Below are 24,083 nucleotides of genomic sequence, written 5' to 3' on the forward strand. Positions count from 1 at the left end.
CAACCAGATTGAAGAATTACCCTGGTTTGAGTTCGAAATCGGACGATTTTATTGGAAATTTTCCAACGAGCGTGATCGAAACCGCCTCTTGGAGCGGAAATGGTTGTATTTTTTCCAATCAAGACACAATAATTGCCCAGGGGTATTCCCTTAAAAGGTCATATTTCACCCAATAAACCACTCCATTCGAAAAATAATACGTATTAATTATTGCAATATGATTAAATATGACGTACTATATATCCAGAATTAATTACCATATCGGGAAAAGAGAGAGGAGGAGCCGTCTGACGCAGCCGCCGCAAGCGGCGTGTAAATCCGGAAACGGAGGGATTGATATCAAGCTAACGCCACGCCAATCGGAAATTGTGGAAATCGTGAAAAAACATGCCCCCATCACCGGCGAGCAGATCGCGGAAATGCTGAATTTGACCCGCCCGACGATCCGTTCGGATCTGTCCGTTCTGGTGATGCTCGATTATATCGACGCCAAGCCGAAGGTTGGGTATTTTCTCGGAAAAAGAGCCCAATCGGAAAACGGAAACAAGCTTCGTTTGCTGGATATGAAGGTCGGCGACGTTCATGGCGTACCGGTGGTCGTCCGCGAAACGACGACGATCCAGGAAGCGGTCGTCACCTTGTTTCTTGAAAATGTCGGGCATCTGATCGTTACGGATGAGGGCGGTCTGCTGACGGGGATCGTTTCCCGCAAAGATTTGCTGAAGGTCACGCTCGGGAACGCCTCGGCCTCAACGATGCCGGTGAGCTTCATTATGACGAGGAAGGCCAACATGATTACCGTTTCTCCCGACGACACGGTACTCGAGGCGGCACGGAAAATCATCGCCCACCAGATCGACAGCTTGCCTGTCGTGGTGCCGTCGCCAAACGGCGAAGAAGGGGAATGGAAGGTCGTCGGACGCATTTCCAAGACGAATATCATTAAAATGCTGCTTGAAATGTTGGCTGAGGAATAGAGAAATAAAACGGGAGGAATGGGATGAACCGGGAGCAGGCGCACTTCATAACAATTTGCTCGGACTCGGTCGGGGAAACCGCGGAGGCGGTCGTCCGGGCCACGCTCCGGCAGTTCGAGCTTCAGGATACGGAAATCAAGCGCGTGATGAATGTCCGCACGGAAGACGAAATCAGCGAAGTGATGGAGGAAGTTCATCGGCGCGGCGGATTCGTTGCATACACGCTTGTCCAGCCGGAGCTTAGGGAAGCCATTCGGGAAGAGGCGGTCAGGCTGGGCGTTCGCGCCGTCGATGTGATGGGGCCGATGATGCAGGCTTTTATCGATACGTTCAACGATACGCCGAAGCGGCTGCCCGGTTTGCTGCACCGGCTGGACGAGGATTATTTTCGCAGGGTGGAAGCGGTGGAATTCGCCGTCAACAATGACGACGGGAAAGATGTAGGCGCCATTTTGAAAGCCGATCTTGTGTTGCTCGGGGTCTCCCGGGTATCCAAAACGCCGCTGTCGATATTTTTGGCCCACAAAGGGCTTAAGGTCATGAATTATCCCGTCGTTCCCGAACTGGCGCCACCGACGCAGCTCGGGGAAGTCGGCAGTTCGAAGCTGGTCGGCCTGACGATCGACGCGGAGCAGCTGGTGAAGATTCGGGCCGAGCGGCTCAAATCGATGGGACTGCCCGACCAGGCACAATACGCTTCTTTGGACCGGGTACGGCAGGAGCTGGATTATGCAAGGGATCTTTACCGGTCCCTGGGTTGCCCGATCATTGACGTGACGGGAAAGGCGATTGAGGAAACGGCCGTTTTGATCATGAAACAAATCAAACACAGATAATTGGAGGGAGAGGGAGTACGATGGAACGCCATATTGCTTTGGAATTAGCTCGAATTACGGAGGCGGCCGCGCTGGAAGCGGCTTGCTGGACGGGAAGAGGCGACAAGCACAGCGCCGACGAGGCCGCCACGGTAGCGATCCGGAGGCTGTTTCATTCCGTAGACATGGACGGTACCGTCGTCATTGGCGAAGGGGAGATGGATGAGGCGCCGATGCTGTATATCGGGGAAAAAGTCGGCAACCGCCGCGGCCCGAAAATCGATATCGCCGTCGATCCGCTGGAAGGCACCGAGACGGTGGCAAACGGGCTCAACAATGCCATTTCCGTGATCGCCGCCGCACCGGAAGGGAATTTGCTCCATGCGCCGGATATTTACATGGCGAAGCTGGCGGTCGGTCCCGCGCTAGCCGGCCATCTTTCCCTGAACGATCCGATTGAAGTTACGCTGGCCAAAGCCTCGAACATCTTGCAAAAACCTTTGTCCCAAATGACCGTGTCGATCCTGGACCGCGAGCGTCACCGGGACATGATCGCCGCCCTGCGGGAAGCCGGTGTCCGGATCAAGCTCCTTGGACACGGCGACGTGATGGGAGCCATCGAGGCCGCGGTGGAAAGCGAAGTGGACATGTATGTGGGCTCCGGCGGCGCGCCGGAAGGCGTACTGGCCGCGGCGGCGCTGAAATGCCTCGGCGGAGAAATGCAAGGGCGTTTGATGCCGGATACGCCCGAGGATTTTGACCGGTGCAGAAAAATGGGCATGGATGATCCGCAAAAGACCCTCTATATGGAAGACATGGTCGGCCGGGGGAACGTGCTGTTCGTCGCGACCGGTGTCACTCCCGGCGACTTGCTGAGCGGCGTCCGTTATTTGCCGAACCGCAAAGCCGAAACACATTCGGTCATTATGCATTCGTTGAACCGGACGGTCAGCTATTTGCGGACGATTCACCATTTGGCCGGAGCGATGGACGGGATCACCGAGGCGGCGATGTAGCCCGACGATTCGATACGGCAATAAGCGAAAAGCACTCGATTTTATCGGGTGCTTTTTTCTTCATATAAGATATTTTTCAACGGCCAATCGTGTTCTATATAGGAGGTGAACTCATGGGCAACCGGTCATGGAGGCGCACGGACCAAGAATTTGCGGAGATCTATCGGCGGAACGTCGACACGGTGTACAGGCTGTGTTACATCCTTTTGAAAAATACCGCGGATGCGGACGATGCCGTTCAATCCATATTTTTAAAGCTGCTGAATGACGATAAACCGTTTTACGACCGAGAGCATGAAAAGGCATGGCTGATCGTGACGACGAAAAATTACTGCAAGGACGTTTTAAAAAGCTGGTGGAAATCGCGGCGGACCGATGTGGACGTTTTGCCGGAAAAAACGGTTTGGGAAAACGAAGAGCATCAAGGAGAGATCCTTGAAAGGCTGCTTTCGCTTCCCGACAAGTACAAAACGGTCCTTTATCTTTATTATTACGAGGGGTATTCCGTCAAAGAAATTTCAAGGCTGCTGAACCGCAAGGAAAGCACGATACAAACGCAATTGGCGAAAGGGCGCGAACGCCTGAAGGCTGATTTGAAAGGAGGGGGACGCGTTGACAGAGAACCGTCTCAAGGGACTATTTGAAGCGCTGGGGCCGAATGAGGAGCATAAGGAAAAATTATGGCAGGAAATAACGGCAAAAAAAGGGAGACAAACGAAATCAACAAGAAAGCAGATTCCTACCAGGCCTTTTAGAACCGCAATGCTGGGCGTGATCGCGATGCTCTGTCTGGCAACAACAACGGCATACGCGGCCGCTTTTTTAGGACTCGACGTCAAGTTTCTGAATTTTCTAAAACCGGTTGATGGCGAGCAGGAGCGTTATTTGCAAAATGGCGCTTATGTCGTGGACAAGCAGGTGGTGAACGAGAACGGAACCCTTGAAGTCAAACAAGTGATCGGCGACAATCATTTGGTCTATATATTGATGGAATTCACGGCTCCGGAAGGGACGGTTTTGAATGCGGAGCGGTATCGTTTTGAAGGGCATTTGGACTTTGATGCGGCGGGTTCTTACAGTGCCGGCGTCGGGTTCGAATCCCTGGAGGATGAGAATCCGGACGACAATAAGATCAGCCTGGTCATGAGTTATTTATTGACGGACAAATCGATTATAGGGAAAGATGTTCAATTGCTCGTCCGCAACCTGGAAGGGGCGGGGGCTTTTCCCGACGAGTTTGAAACCGTCATTTCAGGTTCTTGGAAGACCAAGTTCAAGATGGATTTTCAGGATATCTCGACGGCTCATCAACTGAATGAGAATATTTCGTTATATGGCTATAAAGCCAAGCTAACCTATATTGCGATCTCGCCCATTTCCGTAACTTTAAAAATGGAGAGCGCTCATGCAAAAGAGATATCGGAGGCGGCCAGCCGGTCAGAAAAGGAAGTCGGATTAAACGAAACCTCGGATACTTATCCGGTCACGCTGAATTACAAAGACGGAACCCGGGAGACGACAACGCTTTTTACGGGGATGGCACAAGCGGATTTTATCAATAACACCATTACGATCATTAAGACTTTTACGCCGATCATCCATGACAAGGAAATTGATTCTGTCGCGTTTTTCGATACCGTCATTCCAATGCACTGAGGCCATGGGCGGCGTCGCCTGCTTGCCCCGAACCCTTCCGGAGGGTTATCATGAAATTCATAATGATAGAACGAAGGGAATGGGAAGATGTTGAGCGATGCATGGAAAGAACAGCTGGAGAGTGTGACGGAAAAGATGATTCAAATCCGGCGTCAACTTCACCGTCGTCCCGAGTTGGCGGGGGAAGAGACGGAAACGACGCGCCTCATACGGGAACAATTGGAGGAAGCGGGGGTGCGGATCGCCTCGGAATATCCGCTTGCGACCGGTCTGGTCGCCGAGATCGGCGGATACCTGGACGGCCCGGTCGTCGCGCTGCGGGCGGACATCGACGCGCTGCCGATCCAGGAGCAGACGGATTTGCCGTACGCGTCCGAGGTGCCGGGGAAAATGCATGCCTGCGGACATGATTTCCATACGGCGGCGATGATCGGCGCGGCCATACTGCTCAAGGAGAGAGAGCAGGAGCTTCAGGGCACGGTCCGGCTGCTGTTCCAGCCGGCGGAGGAGAACGCGACGGGAGCGAAACAGGTGGTCGCGAGCGGAGCACTGGGGGGCGTGCAGGCCGTGCTCGGCATGCACAACAAGCCCGATCTGCCGGTCGGCACGATCGGGATTAAGCCCGGCCCGCTGATGGCGGCGGCCGACGGCTTTGTGGTGGAGCTGGCCGGTGTGGGCACCCACGCGGCCGTTCCCGATGCGGGCGTGGACCCGATCGTGGTCGCCGCACAGATCGTATCGGCGCTGCAGACGATCGTCAGCCGTAACGTCAGCCCGTTGGAGAACGCCGTCGTAAGCGTGACGCAAATCCACAGCGGAACGGTGTGGAACGTGATCCCGCAGACGGCGATGATGGAAGGAACGATCCGCACCTTCGACCTGAAGACGCGGGAGCGGGTGATGGAGCGTTTCGCCTCCATCGTGCAGGGCGTGGCGACGGCATTGGGCGCCAAGGCCTCGCTCCGCTGGGTGGAAGGGCCGCCGCCGATCGACAACGACGGCGAACTTGCGGAGCTCGGCTGGGAGACCGCGACCGAGCTGGGGTATAATCCGGTCACGCCGGCATTGTCCTCGGCGGGTGAAGATTTCGCTGTCTACCAGTTGACGGTCCCGGGATTATTCGTCTTCATGGGTACCGCGGGAACGCAGGAATGGCATCACCCCGCGTTTACGCTCGACGAAAACGCCCTGCCGGTGAGCGCGGCTTATTTTGCCCGCCTGGCAGAGCGTACGCTTGAACGGTTGGCCGCAGCTCCGGGTCAGACTTCGGAATAAAGCTGCTGCAAAAATGCGATGCTGTCCCTCATATGCTCCTCCGGCGTGCTCTCAAGAATGCCGTGAATATGAGGGCGATCGTATTTCATATACCTGAGAATCGGACGGAAATGCAGCCGTCCTTGACCGACGGGGACGATTTTGATTCGTCCCTGTTCCACGATAAAATCCTTCAGATGGATGACCGCGATCCGGTCTCCGAGCAGTTCGATGGCTTCCTCGAAAATGGCATCCTGCCGTAAATAATTGGCCGGCGACATCAGATTCGCGCAGTCCAATATGATTTGCAAATTGTTGGACGGGATTTCATCCAGCAGCCGCCTCGCCAGAGGCGCGGTGTACAGCGGATGATTCTGTCCGGCTTCAATGCCGACCGTGACCCCGAACCGTTCCGCCTCGGCAACCATTTCTCTTACAGAGACGATGACGCGCTGAAAAGCTTCCTCCGTAAAATTGTCCGGCGTATATCCTTCCCCGACGCTTCCCGTTTCCGTTCCGACCAGACTGGCTCCGAAATCCTTGGCCAGCCGCAGGTGGGTTTTGAATTCCTCGAGTGCTTTGGCCCGTTTTTCCAAGTTCGAGGCGGTGATATTGACGTAACATCCAAGCACCGCGATATGGATGCCGGCTTGCCGGAACGCCCCGCCGTAGTAAGCGGCCGTTCCCGGGCTTAACCCGGCTAGTCTCGGCGCGCTTTCGGGAAACGATTTTTTGACCGCGAACTGGATATGCGAGAACCGGTGCTCCTGCAGTTTGCCGATCAGGCGATCCAGCGGCATCCCGGGAAAATCATGGGTCCGGACGCCAAGATGAAGCGGAGGGGATCCCGGTGCCGGTGCAGGTGATTGCATGGCATCTTCCTTATGTGGATCAAGAATCATATCGCTATCGCAACTCCTTCTCCTTCTATTCGCTTTTTATTCCGACGAAGTCCCCTTCATGTATTGTCGTAATCCGCGCAATTCTTCGAATACGGATTGCTTGATCGCCAACGCGACCAGCCTTGCGATATGCCGGGCCCCGGTATCCGAGAAATGGGTGTCGTCTCGGATGCCGTCCGGATAATTCGGGTGAACCCGCTCAGGAAGGTGCATGAACAGGTGGCGGGAACCGTCTTCGCCGAGCGCCTTGTAAAGCTGCTGGGAAGCCGAGAAAATATCCAGCAGCGGAACCCGTTCCGCCGCGGCCACTTCCTTCATGACCTCCGGGTAAGGCCCCACGGCGAGCGGATCCAACTCCCCGTTCGCATCAAATTTGCGGCGGCTGACGGAGGTCAGCAGCACCGGCGTCCCGCTGCCACGACGGGCGGCTTCGACAAACCGGAGCAAATTGCTCCGGTAAGCCCCGTCCGGGTCGGCGTAGCGGGCCGGGTCCTCCTGCTTGCCGTCATTGTGCCCGAACTGAATGAACAGGTAATCGCCCGGCTGGAAATCCTTCGCGATCGCTTCAAGCCGCCCCTCCGCCAAAAAAGACTTGGTGCTGCGCCCGTTGATCGCCCGGTTATCGACGCGGACGGAAGGGGAGAAGTAGTCCCCCAGATATTCGCCCCATCCGGTCATCGGCTTTTCCGAAGCTCCCTTGAGCGCGGCTGTGGAATCGCCCGCAATGAATACGGTACATGATGACATCGTCATCGTAACCTCCTAGAATCCGAAGTAGTTGGCGGCGTTGTTGTAGGAAATATCCTCGACCATCCCGCCGAGAAGCTTATCGTCATCCGGTGCTTCGCCGCGCTCGACCCATTCGCCGATCAGTTCGCAAAGGACGCGTCTGAAATACTCGTGGCGCGTATAGGACAGGAAGCTGCGCGAATCGGTCAGCATGCCGACAAAGCCTGAGAGCAGGCTGTGCTCGGCGAACAGGGAAAGCTGCTCGCGCATGCCGCTGCGCGTATCGTTGAACCACCAGCCGGAGCCGAGCTGCAGCTTGCCGGGGGTGTCTTTTTGGAAGCAGCCCATCAAGGTGAGCAGCGCAGGGTAATCCTTCGCATTCAAGGAATACAGGATGGTCTTCGGCAATCCGGATTCGCTTTCGGCCCGGTCCAGCAGTTGAGACAAGGATGCGGTGAGCGGCAGGTCGTTCAGGGCGTCATAACCGGTGTCCGGCCCGAGCTTGCGGAGCATGGACGTATTGTTGTTCCGGTAGGCATGGATATGCAACTGCATCGTCCAGTTTTTCTCCCGGTACATGCCGATCAAAGCGGTCAGAAGCTCGGTCCGGTAAACCGTGATCTCTTCTTGCGAAAGCGTTTCTCCGTTGAGTCTTTTCCGGAATGCCGCTTCGGCTGCGGAAGCATCTCCCGCTTGATAACGGAGCACGTCAAGAGCATGATCGGACAGGCGGCAGCCGTTGTCATGGAAATAATCGACCCTGGACTGCAGCGCGGCCACAAGCTCGCCGTACGAGGACACCGTCTGACCGGAGGCTTCTTCCAGCCGTTTCAGCCAGTCGGCAAACCCCGGCGCGTCGATATTCAGCGCCTTATCCGGCCGGAAGGTCGGCAGTACGCGGAAATCCCGCTCCTCCTCGCGAAGCAGCTTGTGGTATTGAAGGTCGTCCGCAGGATCGTCGGTTGTGCAGACCAGCTTCACATTGGAGTTTTTTATGATGTTGCGGCGTCTAAAGGCGTCATCGGCGAGTTTACGGTTCACTTCTTCCCAGATGCGCGGGGCGGTTTCTTCATTCAGCAGTTCGGTCACGCCAAAAAAACGCCGCAGCTCCAGATGCGTCCAGCTGAACAGCGGATTGCCGACCGTTCTCGGAACGGTTCTCGCCCAGGCGAGAAATTTATCGTAATCGGAAGCGTCGCCCGTAATATGGGACTCGGGGACACCGTTCGCGCGCATCAGCCGCCATTTGTAATGGTCCCCGTACAGCCACGCTTCGGTCAGGTTTTTGAAGGGCTTGTTTTCATAAATTTCCTTGGGGTCGAGGTGGCAGTGATAATCGATGATCGGCATCTTGCTTGCGTGTTGATGGTACAGCGTTTGAGCCGTTTTGGTGGACAGCAGAAAATTGTCGTTCAAAAACATGAGCGTCAGGCTCCTTTATTAGTCAGATTGAGATTGTGCGAACTAACGGAACTCACAGACGTTATTCCTTGAAAATAGACTGATTTCAATTTCTAACGGAACTCACAGCCCTTATTTGCCTGCTGAAGGTACATTTTCTCGCTGATCGGGGCAAATAAGGGCTCACAGTTCCGTTAATTCCGCAAAACGCTTATTTTCGGTCCAATAGCTTCCCTGAGTTCCGTTACAAATTCTCACTAGGTCATTTTCGTTCGTTTAATTTTCAGCCTATAGGCACATCCATTTTAAGCACTACTTACGAGCGGAGTATCCACGTTTTTGATGTAAACAACACATACCACGCACAACATGTACATCAGGCGCACCAGTCGCACCCCGCATATCATGTATTTCGGTCAAACTAGTCACACCCCGCACACCGAGTACATCAGGCGCATCAGTCGCACCCCGCACACTTCATGTACATTAGGCACCCCAGTCGCACCCCGCACATCAAGTACATAAGGCACACTAGTTACACCCCGCACATTAAGTACATAAGGCGCACCAGTCGCACCACGCACATCAAGTACATCATCAGGCACACTACTCACACCCCGCACACCATGTACATCAGGCACACTACTCACACCCCGCACACCATGTACATCAGGCGCACCAGTCATACCGCGCACACCATGTACATCAGGCACACTAGGCCACACCCCGCTACGGCATTCAACATTCCAGCACATCCTGCTACGGCGTACAAGAGGGTCGCGGCGGCGCATTTCGGGCCAAATTCATATAAGCTCACGAGGCGGCGCTAGTGTCATCTCTTTACAACGTCACGCCCGTCTTGAAAATGGCCAGTTCACGCACTTCATTCTGCTCGTTCCGCGTTTTTTGCCCGCTGGCGACGGCGATAATATAATCGATGAATTGCTCCAGCACTTCGTCCATCGGGGTTTCCAGCAGCGGTCCGGCGTTAAAGTCCATCCAGTGCTTTTTGTTTTCGTACAGTTCGTTGTTCGTCGCGACCTTGACGGTCGGCACGAAGCTGCCGAACGGCGTGCCGCGGCCGGTCGTGAACAACACGAGCTGGCAATCCGCGGCCGCGAGGGCGGAGGAGGCGACAAGGTCGTTGCCCGGGGCTTGCAGCAGGCTAAGGCCTTTTTTGCGCAGCTTTTCGCCGTACTGCAGCACGTCCACGACCGGGGCCGTTCCCGCTTTTTGCGTGCAGCCGAGCGATTTGTCCTCCAGGGTGCTGATGCCGCCCGCCTTGTTGCCCGGCGAAGGATTCTCGTACACCGGCTCTCCGTAAGACAGGAAGTACTGCTTGAAATCGTTGATCAGGCGGACGATATCCTCGTATACTTCCCGGCTTTCCGCGCGAGCCATGAGCATTTTCTCGGCGCCGAACATTTCGGGCACTTCCGTCAGCACGGTGGTCCCGCCCTGGGAGATCAGGAAATCCGAAAATGCGCCGAGCAGCGGGTTGGCGGTAATGCCGGAGAAGCCGTCGGAGCCGCCGCATTTCAGGCCGACATTGAGCTCGCTGATCGGCACCGGCTCCCGCCGGTCATCCTTCGCGGCCTCGAAAATTTCCTCCAACAGCGCAAGACCCGCTTCGACCTCATTGCCGACCTCCTGGGCGACGAGGAATTTTACGCGGGACTCGTCATAATCGCCCAGCATGCTTCGGAATTCGGCGACGATATTGTTTTCGCAGCCGAGCCCGAATACGAGCACTCCGCCCGCATTGGGATGATTTACGGCATCCAGCAAAATGCTCCGCGTCATCCGGTGATCATCGCCGAGCTGCGAACAGCCGTATGGATGCTTAAGCACCGTCACGTTGTCGAAGGTTCCGAGATCCGGATGCATCGCCTTGAACTCGTTAATCATGATTTCGGCGACGCCGTTGACGCAGCCGACGGTCGGAACAATGTACAGATCGTTGCGGATGCCGACTTTCCCGTTCGCCCGCCGGTATCCATCGAAGGTCAGATTCCGTTTCGGATAGGTGACCGGATGCAAATCAGGCACGTATTCGTACTCTTCCTCGCCGGAGAGATTCGTTTTCAAGTTATGGGTATGCACATGCTCTCCAGGAAAAATATCCGTCAACGCATGGCCGATAGGGTACCCGTATTTGGTGACGACGGACCCGGCGGCAAATTCGGTCAAAGCGATTTTATGCCCCCGCGGGATGTCCTGTTTTGCGGTCACTTGAATACCACTGATTTCCACCGTCTCTCCGGCGTCGATCGGGCGCAGGGCTACGGCCACCGTATCCCTGGCGTTCATTTTCATCAATCTCCGCATGCGATTTCCCCTCCAATGCTCTGTTCCAATGCGGCCCGGCTGCCCGATTCCTCAAGCTTGAGCAATCCGGCTTCCACTTCACTTAAAAGTCCCGGCACCCCGGTTAAATCTTCTCCCCACAGGTCGGCATTCCGGAGAACGACGGAAACCAACGTTTCGGGCTCCTTCCAGGCTTCGTCAAACACGGCAAGCACTTCCGGCCCGTCCTGGCGCTTCAGGCGGTCTCCCCGGTAACCGAGCAGCAGCGCGGCAAACGAGAGCGTCATCAGCTTCGGCAGTTCCCCGCGTTCACGCTGATAACGAAGCAGGACAGGGAGGAGGCGGGTTTTGAATTTGGAAATGCTGTTAAGATAAATGGAGTTCAATTCATGACGGATAAACGGATTTTTGAACCGTTCCTGGACGGCTTCGGCATACGACTTCAATTCCTGCTCCGGCAAATCCAGCATCGGAATCAGTTCGTCCTCGATCAAGCGCCGCACGAAAGCGGAGAACACTTCGTCGTTCATCACATCTTCGACGGTTTCCAGGCCGGCGAGCAGGCCGAGCGACACCATCGCCGTGTGAGGCCCGTTCAGCAGATGGACCTTCCGCTCGCGGTAAGGCGTCATGTCTTCGGTCACGACGACGTTCAACCCCGCCTTGGCGAGAGGAAGGCGTTCGGACAGCCATGCCGGTCCTTCTATGACCCAGAACAGGAACGGTTCGGCGGTCACCATCAGCTTATCCTGGTAACCCAGCTCCGCTTCAAGCTCCCCGGCTTTATCGCGCGGGTATCCCGGAACGATCCGGTCCACCAGGCTGCAGCAGAACGTATTTTCCGCGTCCAGCCATTGAACGAATTCCTCGCCCAGACTCCAATCCTCCGCATATTTCAGGACGATCTCGCGCAATTTCTCCCCGTTCCGGTCGATCAGCTCGCAAGGAATGATAACGAAGCCTTTTTTGCCGAGTTGAAAGCGTTTGTAAAGCAATGCGGTCAGCTTGCCCGGAAAGCTCTTTTGCGGCGCATCCGCAAGCGTGTCGCCCGGGTGATAAGCGATTCCCGCTTCGGTCGTGTTGGAGGTGATGAACTCCAGATCATCGTTTTCCGCCAGCGCCAAAAAGCTTTCATATTCCGCGTACGGGTTGATAAGGCGGCTGACGCTCGTGATGATCTCGCGGTCGTTTACGGTCTGTCCGTCCAGGATTCCGTTCAACAGTACGGTATAAAGATAGTCCTGTTCGGCCAAAAGGCCGCCGAGCCCTTGATCAAGCGGTTGAATCAGCACGGCGCTGCCTTGGAAAAGCCCTTTATTGTTCATCTGCTGAAGCTGCCAGTCGATAAAGGCCCGCATGAAATTTCCTTCACCGAACTGGATCATCCGCTCGGGATAGGAGGGCAAATCGGGAAAACTGGTTCTGGAAAGCGGCTTGGTCATGGTCATGTTTCGCTCCTTCTCATTATAAAATAATTATGCACACGTGAACATTTTTATTTAAAAAAAGAGAGGCTCTCTTTTTTTAAATCGATATGCGCGGAACGCGTCAAGCATCCCTCAAATCTACATTTCGGCGACGGTTTGCCGGATCATCAGCGTCGTTTTTACGAGAAACTGCTCGGGGTTCGTTTCCGGCTCCTGCATCAGTTCGATCAGCTTCTTGGTACCCAGCTCGCTGATATCGGCGATCGGTCTGCGGACGGTCGTTAACGCCGGATTCGTAAATTTGGCGAATACGATATCGTCGAACCCGATCAGCGACACTTGTCCCGGAACCGATATTTGCGAGGCATAACAGGCGTTCATGGCACCGATGGCCATATCGTCGTTGCCGCAAAACACGAGGGTCGGCGGTTCGGGTAGCTCAAGCAGCGCATTCATCATCCGATAGCCGCTTTCGATGCTGTAATCGCCTGCGACGAAATAATCGGATCTCAAGGGAATGTGATGTGCCAGCAGGCAATCGATGAACCCTTGTTTCCGCACGGCGGAGGATTTGAAGCCCTCTTTCCCTTCGATCATCGCCAGCTTGCGGTGGCCCCTGGCCAAGGCGTATTCGACCGCTTCACGAACTCCGCCGTTGTCGTCGGCCACCACGTTCATGATTCCGGGATCGTCGAGATGCCGGTTCAGCACGACGAGCGGTATTCCGGCCCGGCTGACATGGTAAATGAACGCATTGTCCGCATCGCTCTGGCTCATGACGAGAATGCCGTCAAACCGCTGCGGCGAAATGCCGTCCAGCTGTTTGATGCTGTCGATCCCGTGAACCGTAAGGCTGTAATTTTCGTCGAGCACATGATTGATGCCCTTGATGACGTCGACGAGAAAACTGCCCGAAGTCCCCTGATCAATGCTGGAAAAAAACAAGCCGATCGTGTACGATTTCTTCATAACGAGGCTTTTAGCGTTAAAGTTGGGGATGTAATTCAGCTCGGCGGCGATTTTTTCGATCTTTTCCCGGGTTTCCTTCTTGATGAGGGGATTTCCGTTCAGAGCCCGGGATACCGTCGTATGCGAAACCCCGGCGACTTTGGCGATATCTTTGATTGTGACCATAGGACCTCTTTTTTCGTGTTCAGATTAGTTTCACGGTTTCATTGTAGTACCGTCAACCCTTTAAAGTCAAGGGATTTTTGTTATGCACACGTGAAAAATAATATAGTTGTCATCCGATTATTGAAAGCGCTATAATTGTAATATAAGTACATATTTCGGTTTTCGAGGAGACCATTCATGAGAAAGAGCAGAACGTTTTATAACATCTTCATCCCCTTTCTGCTTTTGGGCCTGGGGTTGGTGATCGGCTTCGGAAGCTATATTTATACGTCGACGATTCATTCGGTGGTGGAAGGGGTGGAAGAAAGCCAGGAGAGCCTGGTCACCCAAATCAGGAACACGCTCGAGCAAAAGATCCAAACGATCGAATATGCCTTCAACACGTACAGTACGACCAAATCGTTTAATACGGTGGTTAACAGCCCGTTAACGGAGCAGGATTTTCAGACCTACCGGGAATTGAATTCCCAATTAAGCTATATCGCGACCATGGGTCTTAACGGTGTCCAATATTCCTTGATCAGCCTGGAGCAGAATTGGAGCATTTCGGGCGGCTCCGTATCCCGGCTCTCGAACGAGGAACGGAAGGAAATCTATGAGACGTATGTCGAGCCCGGGAATCAAAGTTTATTTTGGAAAAAAACAGATACGGGAATCAGGTTCGTCCAGACCCTCCCCGTATATTCGAAAAAGAAAAAGGCGATCGCGCTTTCCGATATTTCGCTGGCCACGCTGAACAACTCGCTCCAAACCAATGCCAGCACGCCGCTTTATATCATTAACAAGCAAGGGGACTTGCTTTATTCCGCGGAAACGGGAGAACAGGCTCTTGCCGGACCGCAGATTTCGCAAATCCTTGAGCAGGCCTCGGATAAGACGCCGGCGGGACAAATCAAGGTCAAGGGGAGCAACGGGGGGGCCATCACGGCGATTTACTCCAAGTCATCCTATAATAACTGGTTGTACGTGACCGTTCTCGACAAGGCGAAGGTGAGCGAAGCGCTGACGGCGACGCGGGTCGGTTTGATCGTTATGGGCTTCGTCATTATGCTGCTTATTGTCATTGTCGCTTACTACCTGTCGATCTATTTGACCCGGCCGTTCCGCAAAATCCAAAGCAGTCTGTCCAAGAGTACCGGGCCGGCGGTACAGGACGAGGTGGATTGGATCATCCGGTCCATCGATTCCATCGTTTCGGAGAAGGAAAGTCTCGAAAACTTGATCGAGCTGGAAAAGCCGAAGCTGGAGATGCAGTTTGTGCTGAATCTCCTGCATAACCGGTTGAACGAGGAGGAAGCGGATCGGAGCGTTCAGAGATTCGGATATGCCATCAACGAAAATACGGTATTCGTCACGATGCTGATCCAGTTGGACAGCTACGGAGACAGGCAGCCGTCGGATAAGGACGTCCTATTGCTAGCCCTAAACAACATGGTGAGAGATATCGTTCCGGAGACGGAACGCCTCCTGCCGATCGTGATGAACGACCAGACGCAGGCAACCGTGCTGCTTTTTCAAAACAGGAACGATAGTCAAATCAAAAAGCAGGTCATGCAATATGCCAAAACGATCATCAGAACGACGAGAGAATCCCTTGATTTTCACGTCAGCGTAGGCATCAGTAACATATACGGATCGTTGATGGAGAGCAAGAAAGCGTGCGACATGAGCCTGGAGGCGCTGCATCAGCGGTTGAACTTGGGCAAGGAGTCCATCATTTTTTACGACGATATTTCCTCCATCTCCTCGGAGCCGATTCCGCTGCAGTATCCGAACGAATTGGAAATGCATTTGTTCGAGGCGATCAGGCTCGGCGACGAAAAGGAGGTATCGAGGTACCTGTATCCCCTGCTCGCCGAAATGATGAAGCACGGGCGAAATCCGATGCATCTTGAGGTTACGCTGGTGCGCTTCGTCAACAATCTGATCCAGTTGGAACAATCCATCGGGGCCCAAGTGCTCATGACGCAAAGCAATGCGAATCTATACCATCGATTGCTGGACACCCGCAATCCGGAAGAAATCGAACGGATCCTGGTGCAGGAGCTCATCCAGCCGATGGTCGACAGCATGAAGGCGAAAACGAGTCAACAGATCCGTTCCATCGCGGATCAGGTCGCCGTCATTATCCGAACGGAATACGACCAGAACATATCGCTGGAATCGATCAGCTCCCGGCTGCATTATAGCCCGAACTATCTGGGCAGCATTTTCAAGAGAGAGTATGACACGACGTTTAGCGATTATTTATTGAATTACCGCCTTGAAATGGCAAAGAAATGGCTTGTCGATACCGACATGTCCGTGAAAGATATCTCGGAACGCCTGAGGTATCAAAATCCGCAAAACTTTATCCGTTATTTCCGCAAGAAGGAACAGGTTACACCCGGCGAATATCGAAAGCTGAAGCTGGGAGGATAAAGCAAGAAGCTTCGGCGTACGCAAGTATCTAATGCGTCAGCCGAAGCTTCTTCTTTGAACAACCGGTTCTCACCCCTTAACCGATCCCAAAAGAGCTCCTTTCGTAAAGTGCTTTTGCACGAAAGGATATGCAATAAGCATTGGGGCGGTGGCGACGACAATCACCGCCATTTTGATCGTTTGCGGCGGCGGCACGACATCCACCGACGCGTTGTCGCCTTGCATGCCGCTGGCTACGATCACGATTTGGCGGAGCAAAATTTGCAGCGGCCATTTATTGGAATCGTTGAGGTACATGATGGCATTCGTGTAGGTATTCCAATAAGTGACGCCATAGAACAGGGAGAGGGTGGCGATGGACGGCAGCGCCAGAGGGAGCATGATCTTCCACAGGATCAACAGGTCGTTGGCCCCGTCCAGCTTTGCCGATTCTTCCAGGCTGTCGGGAAGCGCTTGGAAGAAGTTTCTCATAATGATGAGGTTAAACGCGCTGACGGCCGCAGGAATGATCAGGGACCAATAGGAATCGATCAGCCCGACCGCTTTGACGACCAGGAAGGTCGGGATCATGCCGCCGCTGAACAGCATGGAGAATACGACGATAAAGTTGATGAAGTTACGTCCGGCCAAATATCTGCGGGACAAGCCGTACGCCATCAAGGCGGTCAGCATCATGCTGACGGCCGTCCCCACAAGCGTAGTGCCGGTGGATACGGCGATTCCTTTAAAAATAGTCGGCGTCGAAAATATATATTTGTAGGCATCCAGGGAAAACGCCGTCGGAAACAGGACCAGCTTCTTTTCGACCACCTCTTGGGTGGATGCGAAGGAACTGGCCACCACGTTAATGAAAGGGACCAGACAGGCTACGGCGATCAGCAGCAGCAGTGAATAGTTGATTACATTAAATATAAGGCTGCCCCAGGATTGTTTTTTTAGCGCGGTTTTTGGCACGGTGTAATCCTCCTTGATTTATGATGTAAATCCACTTTAGCAAGGGGTCCGGATTACGTATATAATCATCTCCTACTCGGTCAGTTTCGGAGTTTTGCGACCTCGACTCGAACGGATTACAGGAATAATCACCAGCAACGATGACCCTTCCGGAAACGGCGGTATCCCTTGGCGCACGGCCTCCGGAGGATGGTTGATGATGATTATGTACGTAACCGAAACCGGCGGATATGCTTAGCCATGTACACAGATGCGAGATCGAGGAGGAGACCGCCGTTGAAACAAAATATGAACCCCGCCGTTTCGGCTCCGATGAAATCGGCACCCCGGGAAACCAGGCTAGGCATGTGGAAGGCTATCCGGAAATACAAGCTTCTATATTTAATGATCCTGCCCGGATTCATTTATTTCGTCATATTCAAATATTTGCCGATGGGCGGCCTGATCATCTCTTTCCAGGATTACCAGCCCTTTTTGGGGATTCAGGGAAGCCCATGGGTAGGGTTAAAACATTTTATCCGCTTGTTTACGGAACCGACGTTCACCATGCTGCTCAGCAACACATTGATCCTGTTTGCGCTTGAACTGATCTTTTTCTTTCCGCTGCCGATCATCATATCCCTGATGCTGAACGAGGTCAGGCACAAGCTTTTCAAAAATTCGATTCAGACGATGATTTACATTCCGCACTTTATGTCGTGGGTCATTATCGTATCGATTACTTATGTATTCCTGAACGTGGACGGTGGCGTGATCAATGAATTGATCGCCGCTTTCGGAGGGAAAAAAATCAGCTTTCTGACGTCCCCGGAATGGCTTCGCACGATTTACATCGGCCAAATCATCTGGAAGGAAGTCGGATGGTCCACCATCATTTATTTGGCGGCCATCACCGTCGTGGATACCCAGCTTTACGAAGCGGCGGAAATGGACGGCGCCAGCCGGATGAGGAAGATTTGGCATGTTACGCTGCCGGCGATCCGCCCCGTTATCATTACGCTGCTGATTTTGAAGGTCGGCAATACGCTGGAATTGGGATTCGAGCATATGTACCTGCTCCTGAACTCCCTCAACCGCGAGGTAGGGGAAATTTTCGATACTTATATTTACACGGCAGGCCTGAAAAACGGGCAGTTAAGCTTCAGTACGACGGTAGGACTGTTTAAAGGGTTTGTCGGACTGATCCTGGTCATGCTGACGAACAGGCTGGCCAAAAAGTTCGGTGAAGACGGCGTTTACTGAATGACGAATTCTTGCTTCCGCTTTTGCGGAAGAGGAAGATAAATAACTTGAGAGATGAACAGAGAGGGGATTAGAAATGAAGAAAAAAATCGTGAAACTCGCGGTGCTCGCCATTTGCGGTTCCATGCTGCTCAGCGCTTGCGGCGGGAACAAAGGCGCGGATTCGGCCGGAAAACAAGGCAGTGCCGAGGGCGGAAAAACAAAGATCACCTGGCTGAACATTTTGCAAACGACCTCTCCGCCGACCGACACGGTATTAAACAAAATTGAAGAAGCGACCAATGCGGACATTCAGTTTTCCTGGATCCCGGACCCCTCGAAGGAAGAGCGGATCAATACGGCGCTCGCTTCCGATTCCCTGGCGGATATCGTGACGCTGACCCTTTTGGAGAATTCCTCGGTCCGCAACGCTTTGAAGAACGGAGTGTTCTGGGAAGTGAGCCCGTATTTGGACGAATTCCCTAACCTCGCAGCCATATCGCAGGATATGCGCAACTCCGCTTCGATAGAAGGCAAGCTGTACGGTATCCCGATGCAGAAGGATATCGCCAGAAACGGCATCATTATCCGAAAGGATTGGCTGGATAAACTCGGGCTTCCCGTCCCGAAAACGACCGACGAGCTGTTCGAAATCGCGAAAGCGTTTACGGAGCAAGATCCGGACGGCAACGGCAAAAAAGACACGACCGGCTTTATCGACCGGAGCGACCTCGTATTTGGCGCTTTTAAAACATTAGGCTCTTATTTCGGCACGCCGAGCGGCTGGGATGTCGACGAGAACGGCAAGGTTACGCCCGAGTTTGAATCGGAAGGCTACATTAAGGCGATGGATTACATGAAACGGCTGTATGAAGGCGGCTACATCAATCAGGACTTTGCGGTAACGGCCAAAAAGGACCAGCAGCAGGGCTTTGCCCAAGGCAAAGCGGGCATTTATGTAGGGGCGCTCTTTGACAGCAAGAACCTGCTGAACTCCGCGAAAGGAATTCAGGACGAGATGGAGCTTGTGATGGTCAACGACATTACATCGACCGGGAAAGAAGAAGACCGTGCGATTTGGAGTACCAGCAACGGGGTGGGCGGTTTGATCGCGTTCCCGAGATCGGAAGTGAAGGATGAGCAGGAGCTGAAGCGACTGTTGAAGTTCATCAACGATTTGATGTCCGAGGAAGTATACGCCTTGATGACATACGGGATCGAAGGCGTTCATTATACGATCGATGCGGATAAGGCGGTCACGATCAAGGATACGAAGCTTTGGGAACAGGAAGTGCAGCCGTTTGCGTCTTCGCGGCCAAAGGAACCGGGGTATGAGATCCATGATTCGGACCCTTTAAGAACGGAAGCGGCACGTTTGATTCATGAAAACGAAAAATATGCCGTGTTGAATCCGATGTATTCCCTGGAATCGGAAACCTTCTCGTCGCAAGGCTCCGAGCTGCAGAAGATCGTTACGGACGCAACCTATAAATATATTCTCGGCAAAATCAATCTGGATGAGTTTAAGGAAGCCGTGCAAAACTGGAGAAAATCCGGCGGGGACAAAATCATCTCCGAGTACGAAGCGGCTTATAAAGCGGTCAACGGCTAATCATCTATCGCAACGTTCCGCCGGCCCGGCCGGCGGAACGGATTTATTTCTTCCAAGAGGAGCGATCAAAAATGGCATATCCAACATGGGCCGTGAGAACGGCCGAGTCGATCATGGCCCGGACGCCGAAGCTGTTCGAAGGCTATAACGGCAAATGGTCCTATGACTATGGCGTCGTGCTGAAAGGTTTTGAGCGGTTGTGGAATCTGACCGGGGAAGAACGCTATTTTCAATACATCCGGGATAATATGGATTATTTTATCGGGGAAGACGGTTCGATTCTCGGGTACCGGGGAGATGAGCACAATATCGATCACCTGAACAACGGCAAATTACTTTTCGGCTTATATAGGAAAAACGGGCTGGACAAATACAAGAATGCCGCTTCACTGCTGAGGGACCAACTGAAAACGCATCCCCGTACTTCGGAAGGGGCTTTTTGGCATAAGCAAATTTATCCGTACCAGATTTGGCTCGACGGGCTATACATGGGATCGCCCTTTTATCTGGAGTATTTGCTCTCGTTCGAGCCGGACGGCGACATCGGCGACGTGACGAAGCAGTTCATCCTTTGCGAGCGGCATACGAAGGATGAACGTACGGGGCTGCTGTATCACGCCTGGGACGAAAAGCGCGTTCAGCCTTGGTGCGATCCGGAGACGGGAAAGTCTCCGAATTTTTGGGGCAGATCGTTAGGTTGGTTTGTCATGGCGCTGGCCGACGTCCTCGAGATGCTGCCGAAGGATCATCGGGATTGTGGCGAGCTTGAACGTATTTTCCGGGATACGCTAACCGCGCTTCTCCGGTTCCAGGATAAGGAGGCCGGCGTTTGGTACCAGGTGGTGGATGCCGGAGACCGAAAAGGCAATTATCTGGAGGCCTCCGCTTCCAGCATGATTACGTATGCGATGGCTAAAGGGTTCCGGCTCGGGCTCTTGGACGAAAGCTGGCGGGAGCCGCTGGATCAAGCGTTTACCGGCCTGCTGACGGAATTCGTGCTGGAGACGAAAGAAGGATTTTTAAACTTGAATAAAACCTGCCAAGTGGCGGGGCTCGGCGGATCGGACCGGCGTGACGGCACCTATGCTTATTACATCAGCGAGCCGATCATTACGAACGACTTGAAGGGGCTTGGCGCATTCCTGCTGGCTTGCGCGGAGTACGAGGGACTGAATCATGAATGACGGGCCGATCAAGATGAATACTCGTGAGGCGCAGACGGCTTGGTACAACATCGATGATTACGGGGCGGTAAAAAACGGGGAGGAGCTTTCGACTTTGGCGATTTTGGCCGCCATCAACGCCGCACATCAAGCGGGGGGAGGAACGGTTTTTGTCCCCGCGGGCACGTACCGCACGGGCGCCATTCTTTTGAAAAGCAACATTGAACTGCGCCTTGCCCCCGGAGCGGTTCTTTCCTTCAGCGACAATCCGGAGGACTATCCCGTCGTGCTGTCCCGTTGGGAAGGCGTGGAGACGAAAGTTTACGCTTCTTGCATATTCGGAACCGGGCTTCAAAACGTTTCCGTGACGGGCCAGGGCGTGCTTGAGGGGAACGGCTTTGCATGGTGGGAGAAAAAAAGAAGCAAGCCGGAGGAGCTGGAATATCCGCGGCCCAAACTGATCAGCTTCGATAACTGCAGCCGGGTTACCCTAAGGGATATTACGCTGTTGAATTCGCCGGGCTGGACCGTGCATCCCGTACTGTGCCGCAACGTCACCATCGATAATCTGACGATCGTGAATCCCGCCGATTCCCCCAACACGGACGGGATCAATCCGGAATCATGCAGCAACGTGCGGATCAGCAATTGCCATATCGACGTTGGCGACGATTGCATCGCGATCAAAGCGGGCACGGAGGATACGGAACGGCGGGTTCCTTGTGAAAATATCGCCATCAGCAACTGCACGATGGTCCACGGCCACGGCGGCATCGTTATCGGCAGCGAGATGAGCGGGAACGTGCGGAATGTCGTCGTGACGAATTGCATTTTCCGGGGGACCGATCGGGGAATTCGCCTCAAATCGAGACGAGGCAGAGGCGGGATGGTCGAAGATATCCGCATCAGCAATATCGTCATGGAGGATGTCATTTGCCCGTTCATCCTGAATCTCTACTATTTTTGCGGCCCGAGAGGGAAAGACCGTTATGTGTGGGACAAAAATCCGTACCCGGTGACCGAAGAGACCCCCGGCTTCCGGCGGATTCACTTTTCCCATATTACAGCGCGAAATGTCCATGCGGCAGCAGGATTTTTATACGGTCTTGCCGAGCGGTACATTTCCGAAATCACGTTCGATCATATCGATATTTCGATGGCGGAAAACGCGATTCCCGGGGTTCCGGCTATGATGAGCGGCATCGAAGAGATGAATAACAGAGGCTTTTTCCTTGGAAATGTGAGACATGTCCGCTTTAACCGCGTAACTGTCGGAAATCACGAAGGTCCCGCCTTTTACGTGGAAAACGGAGAACACGTTTCCGTGGAGCATTGCGAGTCCAGAAATACGAAGCGGCCCGAACGGCTGCTGGAACAAGCTTCGGTCCCGCCTTCCGAGCCGGATGCGGGAGAATGTAAGGGAGGAGAACAGCAATGACCACGGAATCCCGAAAGGCCGGGTTTATCCAAAACCCGATCCTGCCCGGATTTAACCCGGACCCCTGTATTTTGCGAGTGGAGGATGTTTACTATATTGCGGTTTCGTCCTTCGAATGGCTCCCGGGAGTCAGGGTTTACAAATCGGATAATTTAGCGGATTGGGAGTATTGCACGGATATATTGACCCATCAGGTCGACCTCCGGGGCAATCCGAAAAATTGCAGCATTTGGGCCCCGCAAATCAGCTACCATGACGGTTTGTTTTATCTGATGTATACCGATGTGAAAAGCACAAAACGCCCTTTTAAGGACAGCCACAATTATTTGATGACGGCTTCGTCGATCCATGGCCTTTGGTCGGAGCCCGTATATTTGAACAGCAGCGGCTTTGATCCGTCCCTGTTCCATGATGACGATGGCCGCAAATGGCTGCTGAACTGCCTGTGGGATTATCGTATTACCGAAGGCAACAAATCCAGCGGTATCGTGATCCAGGAGTACGACCCTGTACAAGGCGAGTTGATCGGGAAGCCGCACAAGCTTTTCGACTGCACGCCGCTGAAAAAAACGGAAGCGCCCCATATTTATAAACGCGGGGGTTATTACTACCTCATTACGGCCGAAGGGGGAACCGGCAGCGGGCATGCCGTTACGGTGGCCCGTTCCAAGGAATTGCTGGGACCGTATGAGGTAGATCCTTTGAATCCGATGCTGACCTCGCGCAACGACCCGGGACTGGAGCTGCAATGCGCAGGCCACGGCAGCCTGGTGGAAACGCCGGACGGAAGTTGGTATATGGCGCATTTGTGCACCCGTCCGGTAGAGGGGCAGTATGCCATTTTGGGAAGGGAAACCGCCCTGCAGCAGGTATATTGGGACGAGGAAGGCTGGCTTCGTCTGACGGCGGGAGGCAATTCTCCGCAGGTCCGGGTGCCGCTTCCCGAAGGGATGACGCCAAGAGAACGCGGCGGCCTGGCGGGAACGGCATTCGAAGATGATTTCTCGGGCGAATCGCTCAAGAAGAACTGGAATACCCTGCGAATCCAGGCGGACGAAGGCTGGTGTTCTCTCGCTGCAAGAAAGGGCTATTTGCGGATTATGGCGGGCGAGTCCCCGCAGAGCTTGTTCCGGCACCATATTTTGGCCATTCGCCAAACCGACAAGTCGTTCCGGGCGGAAACGAGCGTGGACTTTCGAGCGGACCGTTATTTGCAAATGGCGGGCCTTATGCTTTATCTCAATGAGGACAATTATTGGTATGCCTGCGTCAGCCATGAGGAGGGGCGGGGCAAAGTACTTAGGGTTATGCGCTGCGAAATGGATGAGTTTGAACTGGATCCTGTCCTTATTGATCTGAATCCGGGAGAAACGGTTCAATTGGCGGTAGACGTGAACGGCGTCAACGGGCAGTTTTATTACCGGTCGGGCGCGGGCGCGGAGCAAGCTTGGAAGCCATTGGGCAGTCATCGGCATATCGGCTTTTTATCCGGGGGATTTACCGGAAACTTTGTCGGGATCGCCGCTCATGATATGAACCGGTTTGGCGGCAGTTATGCGGATTTCGAGTATTTTAGATATGCAGGACGGGATAGCAAGGTATAAGGACGTATATAAATAGATCGAGATATAAACAAAGCAAAGGCTCTTTGCCGAT

The 24,083-nt window shown here is 53.7% G+C and carries 19 protein-coding genes; 12 read left to right on the forward strand and 7 right to left on the reverse strand.

Annotated features, from left to right (window positions below; translation table 11 throughout):
• Positions 1-365: 365 nt before the first annotated feature.
• The 6 genes from ACSFXJ_RS07895 (at position 366) to ACSFXJ_RS07920 (ending at position 5,739) form a co-directional block, all read left to right on the forward strand.
• Positions 366-977, forward strand: a complete 612-nt coding sequence (locus ACSFXJ_RS07895; protein ID WP_435925704.1) for a helix-turn-helix transcriptional regulator — start codon at positions 366-368, stop codon at positions 975-977.
• A 23-nt stretch (positions 978-1,000) separates the two neighbouring features.
• Entirely contained in the window at positions 1,001-1,813 is an 813-nt protein-coding gene (locus tag ACSFXJ_RS07900) for a pyruvate, water dikinase regulatory protein (protein WP_435924633.1), read from the forward strand.
• 20 nt (positions 1,814-1,833) lie between these two features.
• Positions 1,834-2,808: a class II fructose-bisphosphatase gene (gene glpX / locus ACSFXJ_RS07905; protein ID WP_435924634.1), complete on the forward strand. Its 975-nt coding sequence runs from the start codon at positions 1,834-1,836 to the stop codon at positions 2,806-2,808.
• 113 nt (positions 2,809-2,921) lie between these two features.
• Positions 2,922-3,452 (forward strand): RNA polymerase sigma factor, encoded by a 531-nt coding sequence (locus ACSFXJ_RS07910; RefSeq protein WP_435924635.1) that lies wholly within the window; start codon positions 2,922-2,924, stop codon positions 3,450-3,452.
• A complete protein-coding gene (locus tag ACSFXJ_RS07915) occupies positions 3,421-4,464 on the forward strand; it encodes a hypothetical protein (protein WP_435924636.1) in 1,044 nt (347 codons plus the stop codon). Before ACSFXJ_RS07910 ends, ACSFXJ_RS07915 begins: the two co-directional genes overlap by 32 nt.
• Before the next feature lie 87 nt (positions 4,465-4,551).
• Complete coding sequence (locus tag ACSFXJ_RS07920) at positions 4,552-5,739, forward strand: amidohydrolase (protein WP_435924638.1); 1,188 nt, start codon at positions 4,552-4,554, stop codon at positions 5,737-5,739.
• Here the strand turns inward: ACSFXJ_RS07920 and ACSFXJ_RS07925 are convergent.
• From ACSFXJ_RS07925 to ACSFXJ_RS07950, 6 genes are all read right to left on the reverse strand, one after another.
• The gene (locus ACSFXJ_RS07925; protein WP_435924639.1) at positions 5,724-6,620 is read right to left on the reverse strand and encodes a sugar phosphate isomerase/epimerase family protein; all 897 of its coding nucleotides are present in this window, start codon (positions 6,618-6,620) and stop codon (positions 5,724-5,726) included. The genes ACSFXJ_RS07920 and ACSFXJ_RS07925 overlap by 16 nt on opposite strands.
• 36 nt (positions 6,621-6,656) lie before the next feature.
• Positions 6,657-7,373 (reverse strand): rhamnogalacturonan acetylesterase, encoded by a 717-nt coding sequence (locus ACSFXJ_RS07930; RefSeq protein ID WP_435924640.1) that lies wholly within the window; start codon positions 7,371-7,373, stop codon positions 6,657-6,659.
• A 9-nt stretch (positions 7,374-7,382) separates the two neighbouring features.
• Positions 7,383-8,771, reverse strand: coding sequence for a glucuronate isomerase (gene uxaC, locus ACSFXJ_RS07935; protein WP_435924641.1), 1,389 nt, complete (start codon positions 8,769-8,771; stop codon positions 7,383-7,385).
• An 819-nt stretch (positions 8,772-9,590) separates the two neighbouring features.
• Positions 9,591-11,078, reverse strand: a complete 1,488-nt coding sequence (locus ACSFXJ_RS07940; protein WP_435924642.1) for a UxaA family hydrolase — start codon at positions 11,076-11,078, stop codon at positions 9,591-9,593.
• The gene (locus ACSFXJ_RS07945) at positions 11,066-12,499 is read right to left on the reverse strand and encodes a tagaturonate reductase (protein ID WP_435925705.1); all 1,434 of its coding nucleotides are present in this window, start codon (positions 12,497-12,499) and stop codon (positions 11,066-11,068) included. Before ACSFXJ_RS07945 ends, ACSFXJ_RS07940 begins: the two co-directional genes overlap by 13 nt.
• Before the next feature lie 123 nt (positions 12,500-12,622).
• Complete coding sequence (locus tag ACSFXJ_RS07950) at positions 12,623-13,618, reverse strand: LacI family DNA-binding transcriptional regulator (RefSeq protein WP_435924643.1); 996 nt, start codon at positions 13,616-13,618, stop codon at positions 12,623-12,625.
• Positions 13,619-13,795: 177 nt separating this feature from the next.
• Here ACSFXJ_RS07950 and ACSFXJ_RS07955 point away from each other — a divergent pair, with 177 nt between their 5' ends.
• Positions 13,796-16,039, forward strand: a complete 2,244-nt coding sequence (locus ACSFXJ_RS07955; RefSeq protein WP_435924644.1) for an AraC family transcriptional regulator — start codon at positions 13,796-13,798, stop codon at positions 16,037-16,039.
• Positions 16,040-16,108: 69 nt separating this feature from the next.
• On the opposite strand, the gene ACSFXJ_RS07960 is transcribed toward ACSFXJ_RS07955, so the two are convergent.
• Positions 16,109-16,993 (reverse strand): carbohydrate ABC transporter permease, encoded by an 885-nt coding sequence (locus tag ACSFXJ_RS07960; protein WP_435924646.1) that lies wholly within the window; start codon positions 16,991-16,993, stop codon positions 16,109-16,111.
• A 312-nt stretch (positions 16,994-17,305) separates the two neighbouring features.
• Between ACSFXJ_RS07960 and ACSFXJ_RS07965 the strand changes: the two genes are divergently transcribed.
• The 5 genes from ACSFXJ_RS07965 to ACSFXJ_RS07985 all read left to right on the forward strand — a co-directional run bounded on the left by ACSFXJ_RS07965 (position 17,306) and on the right by ACSFXJ_RS07985 (position 24,031).
• Entirely contained in the window at positions 17,306-18,235 is a 930-nt protein-coding gene (locus tag ACSFXJ_RS07965; RefSeq protein ID WP_435925706.1) for an ABC transporter permease, read from the forward strand.
• A 76-nt stretch (positions 18,236-18,311) separates the two neighbouring features.
• Positions 18,312-19,826, forward strand: a complete 1,515-nt coding sequence (locus tag ACSFXJ_RS07970) for an extracellular solute-binding protein (protein WP_435924647.1) — start codon at positions 18,312-18,314, stop codon at positions 19,824-19,826.
• Positions 19,827-19,897: 71 nt separating this feature from the next.
• Complete coding sequence (locus ACSFXJ_RS07975; protein WP_435924648.1) at positions 19,898-21,010, forward strand: glycoside hydrolase family 88/105 protein; 1,113 nt, start codon at positions 19,898-19,900, stop codon at positions 21,008-21,010.
• Positions 21,003-22,427 carry a glycoside hydrolase family 28 protein gene (locus ACSFXJ_RS07980; protein WP_435924649.1) on the forward strand — a complete coding sequence of 475 codons (1,425 nt, stop codon included), beginning with the start codon at positions 21,003-21,005 and terminating at the stop codon, positions 22,425-22,427. The genes ACSFXJ_RS07975 and ACSFXJ_RS07980 overlap by 8 nt, the downstream gene beginning before the upstream one ends.
• Positions 22,424-24,031, forward strand: a complete 1,608-nt coding sequence (locus ACSFXJ_RS07985) for a glycoside hydrolase family 43 protein (protein WP_435924650.1) — start codon at positions 22,424-22,426, stop codon at positions 24,029-24,031. Before ACSFXJ_RS07980 ends, ACSFXJ_RS07985 begins: the two co-directional genes overlap by 4 nt.
• The last annotated feature ends 52 nt before the right edge of the window (positions 24,032-24,083 follow it).

Origin of the sequence: Paenibacillus salivarius (assembly GCF_051307165.1) — a bacterium.
In the GTDB taxonomy this organism is placed as follows: domain Bacteria; phylum Bacillota; class Bacilli; order Paenibacillales; family Paenibacillaceae; genus Fontibacillus.

What these genes read in the sequence shown, in the direction of transcription:
- ACSFXJ_RS07955 (WP_435924644.1), top strand. Translation starts at nt 13,796, where the DNA reads ATGAGAAAGAGCAGAACGTTTTATAACATCTTCATCCCCTTTCTGCTT.
- ACSFXJ_RS07970 (WP_435924647.1), top strand. Translation starts at nt 18,312, where the DNA reads ATGAAGAAAAAAATCGTGAAACTCGCGGTGCTCGCCATTTGCGGTTCC.
- ACSFXJ_RS07950 (WP_435924643.1), bottom strand. Translation starts at nt 13,618, where the DNA reads ATGGTCACAATCAAAGATATCGCCAAAGTCGCCGGGGTTTCGCATACG.
- ACSFXJ_RS07925 (WP_435924639.1), bottom strand. Translation starts at nt 6,620, where the DNA reads ATGATTCTTGATCCACATAAGGAAGATGCCATGCAATCACCTGCACCG.
- glpX (WP_435924634.1), top strand. Translation starts at nt 1,834, where the DNA reads ATGGAACGCCATATTGCTTTGGAATTAGCTCGAATTACGGAGGCGGCC.
- ACSFXJ_RS07945 (WP_435925705.1), bottom strand. Translation starts at nt 12,499, where the DNA reads ATGACCAAGCCGCTTTCCAGAACCAGTTTTCCCGATTTGCCCTCCTAT.
- uxaC (WP_435924641.1), bottom strand. Translation starts at nt 8,771, where the DNA reads ATGTTTTTGAACGACAATTTTCTGCTGTCCACCAAAACGGCTCAAACG.
- ACSFXJ_RS07920 (WP_435924638.1), top strand. Translation starts at nt 4,552, where the DNA reads ATGTTGAGCGATGCATGGAAAGAACAGCTGGAGAGTGTGACGGAAAAG.
- ACSFXJ_RS07980 (WP_435924649.1), top strand. Translation starts at nt 21,003, where the DNA reads ATGAATGACGGGCCGATCAAGATGAATACTCGTGAGGCGCAGACGGCT.
- ACSFXJ_RS07985 (WP_435924650.1), top strand. Translation starts at nt 22,424, where the DNA reads ATGACCACGGAATCCCGAAAGGCCGGGTTTATCCAAAACCCGATCCTG.
- ACSFXJ_RS07940 (WP_435924642.1), bottom strand. Translation starts at nt 11,078, where the DNA reads ATGCGGAGATTGATGAAAATGAACGCCAGGGATACGGTGGCCGTAGCC.
- ACSFXJ_RS07930 (WP_435924640.1), bottom strand. Translation starts at nt 7,373, where the DNA reads ATGACGATGTCATCATGTACCGTATTCATTGCGGGCGATTCCACAGCC.
- ACSFXJ_RS07965 (WP_435925706.1), top strand. Translation starts at nt 17,306, where the DNA reads ATGAAATCGGCACCCCGGGAAACCAGGCTAGGCATGTGGAAGGCTATC.
- ACSFXJ_RS07900 (WP_435924633.1), top strand. Translation starts at nt 1,001, where the DNA reads ATGAACCGGGAGCAGGCGCACTTCATAACAATTTGCTCGGACTCGGTC.
- ACSFXJ_RS07910 (WP_435924635.1), top strand. Translation starts at nt 2,922, where the DNA reads ATGGGCAACCGGTCATGGAGGCGCACGGACCAAGAATTTGCGGAGATC.
- ACSFXJ_RS07975 (WP_435924648.1), top strand. Translation starts at nt 19,898, where the DNA reads ATGGCATATCCAACATGGGCCGTGAGAACGGCCGAGTCGATCATGGCC.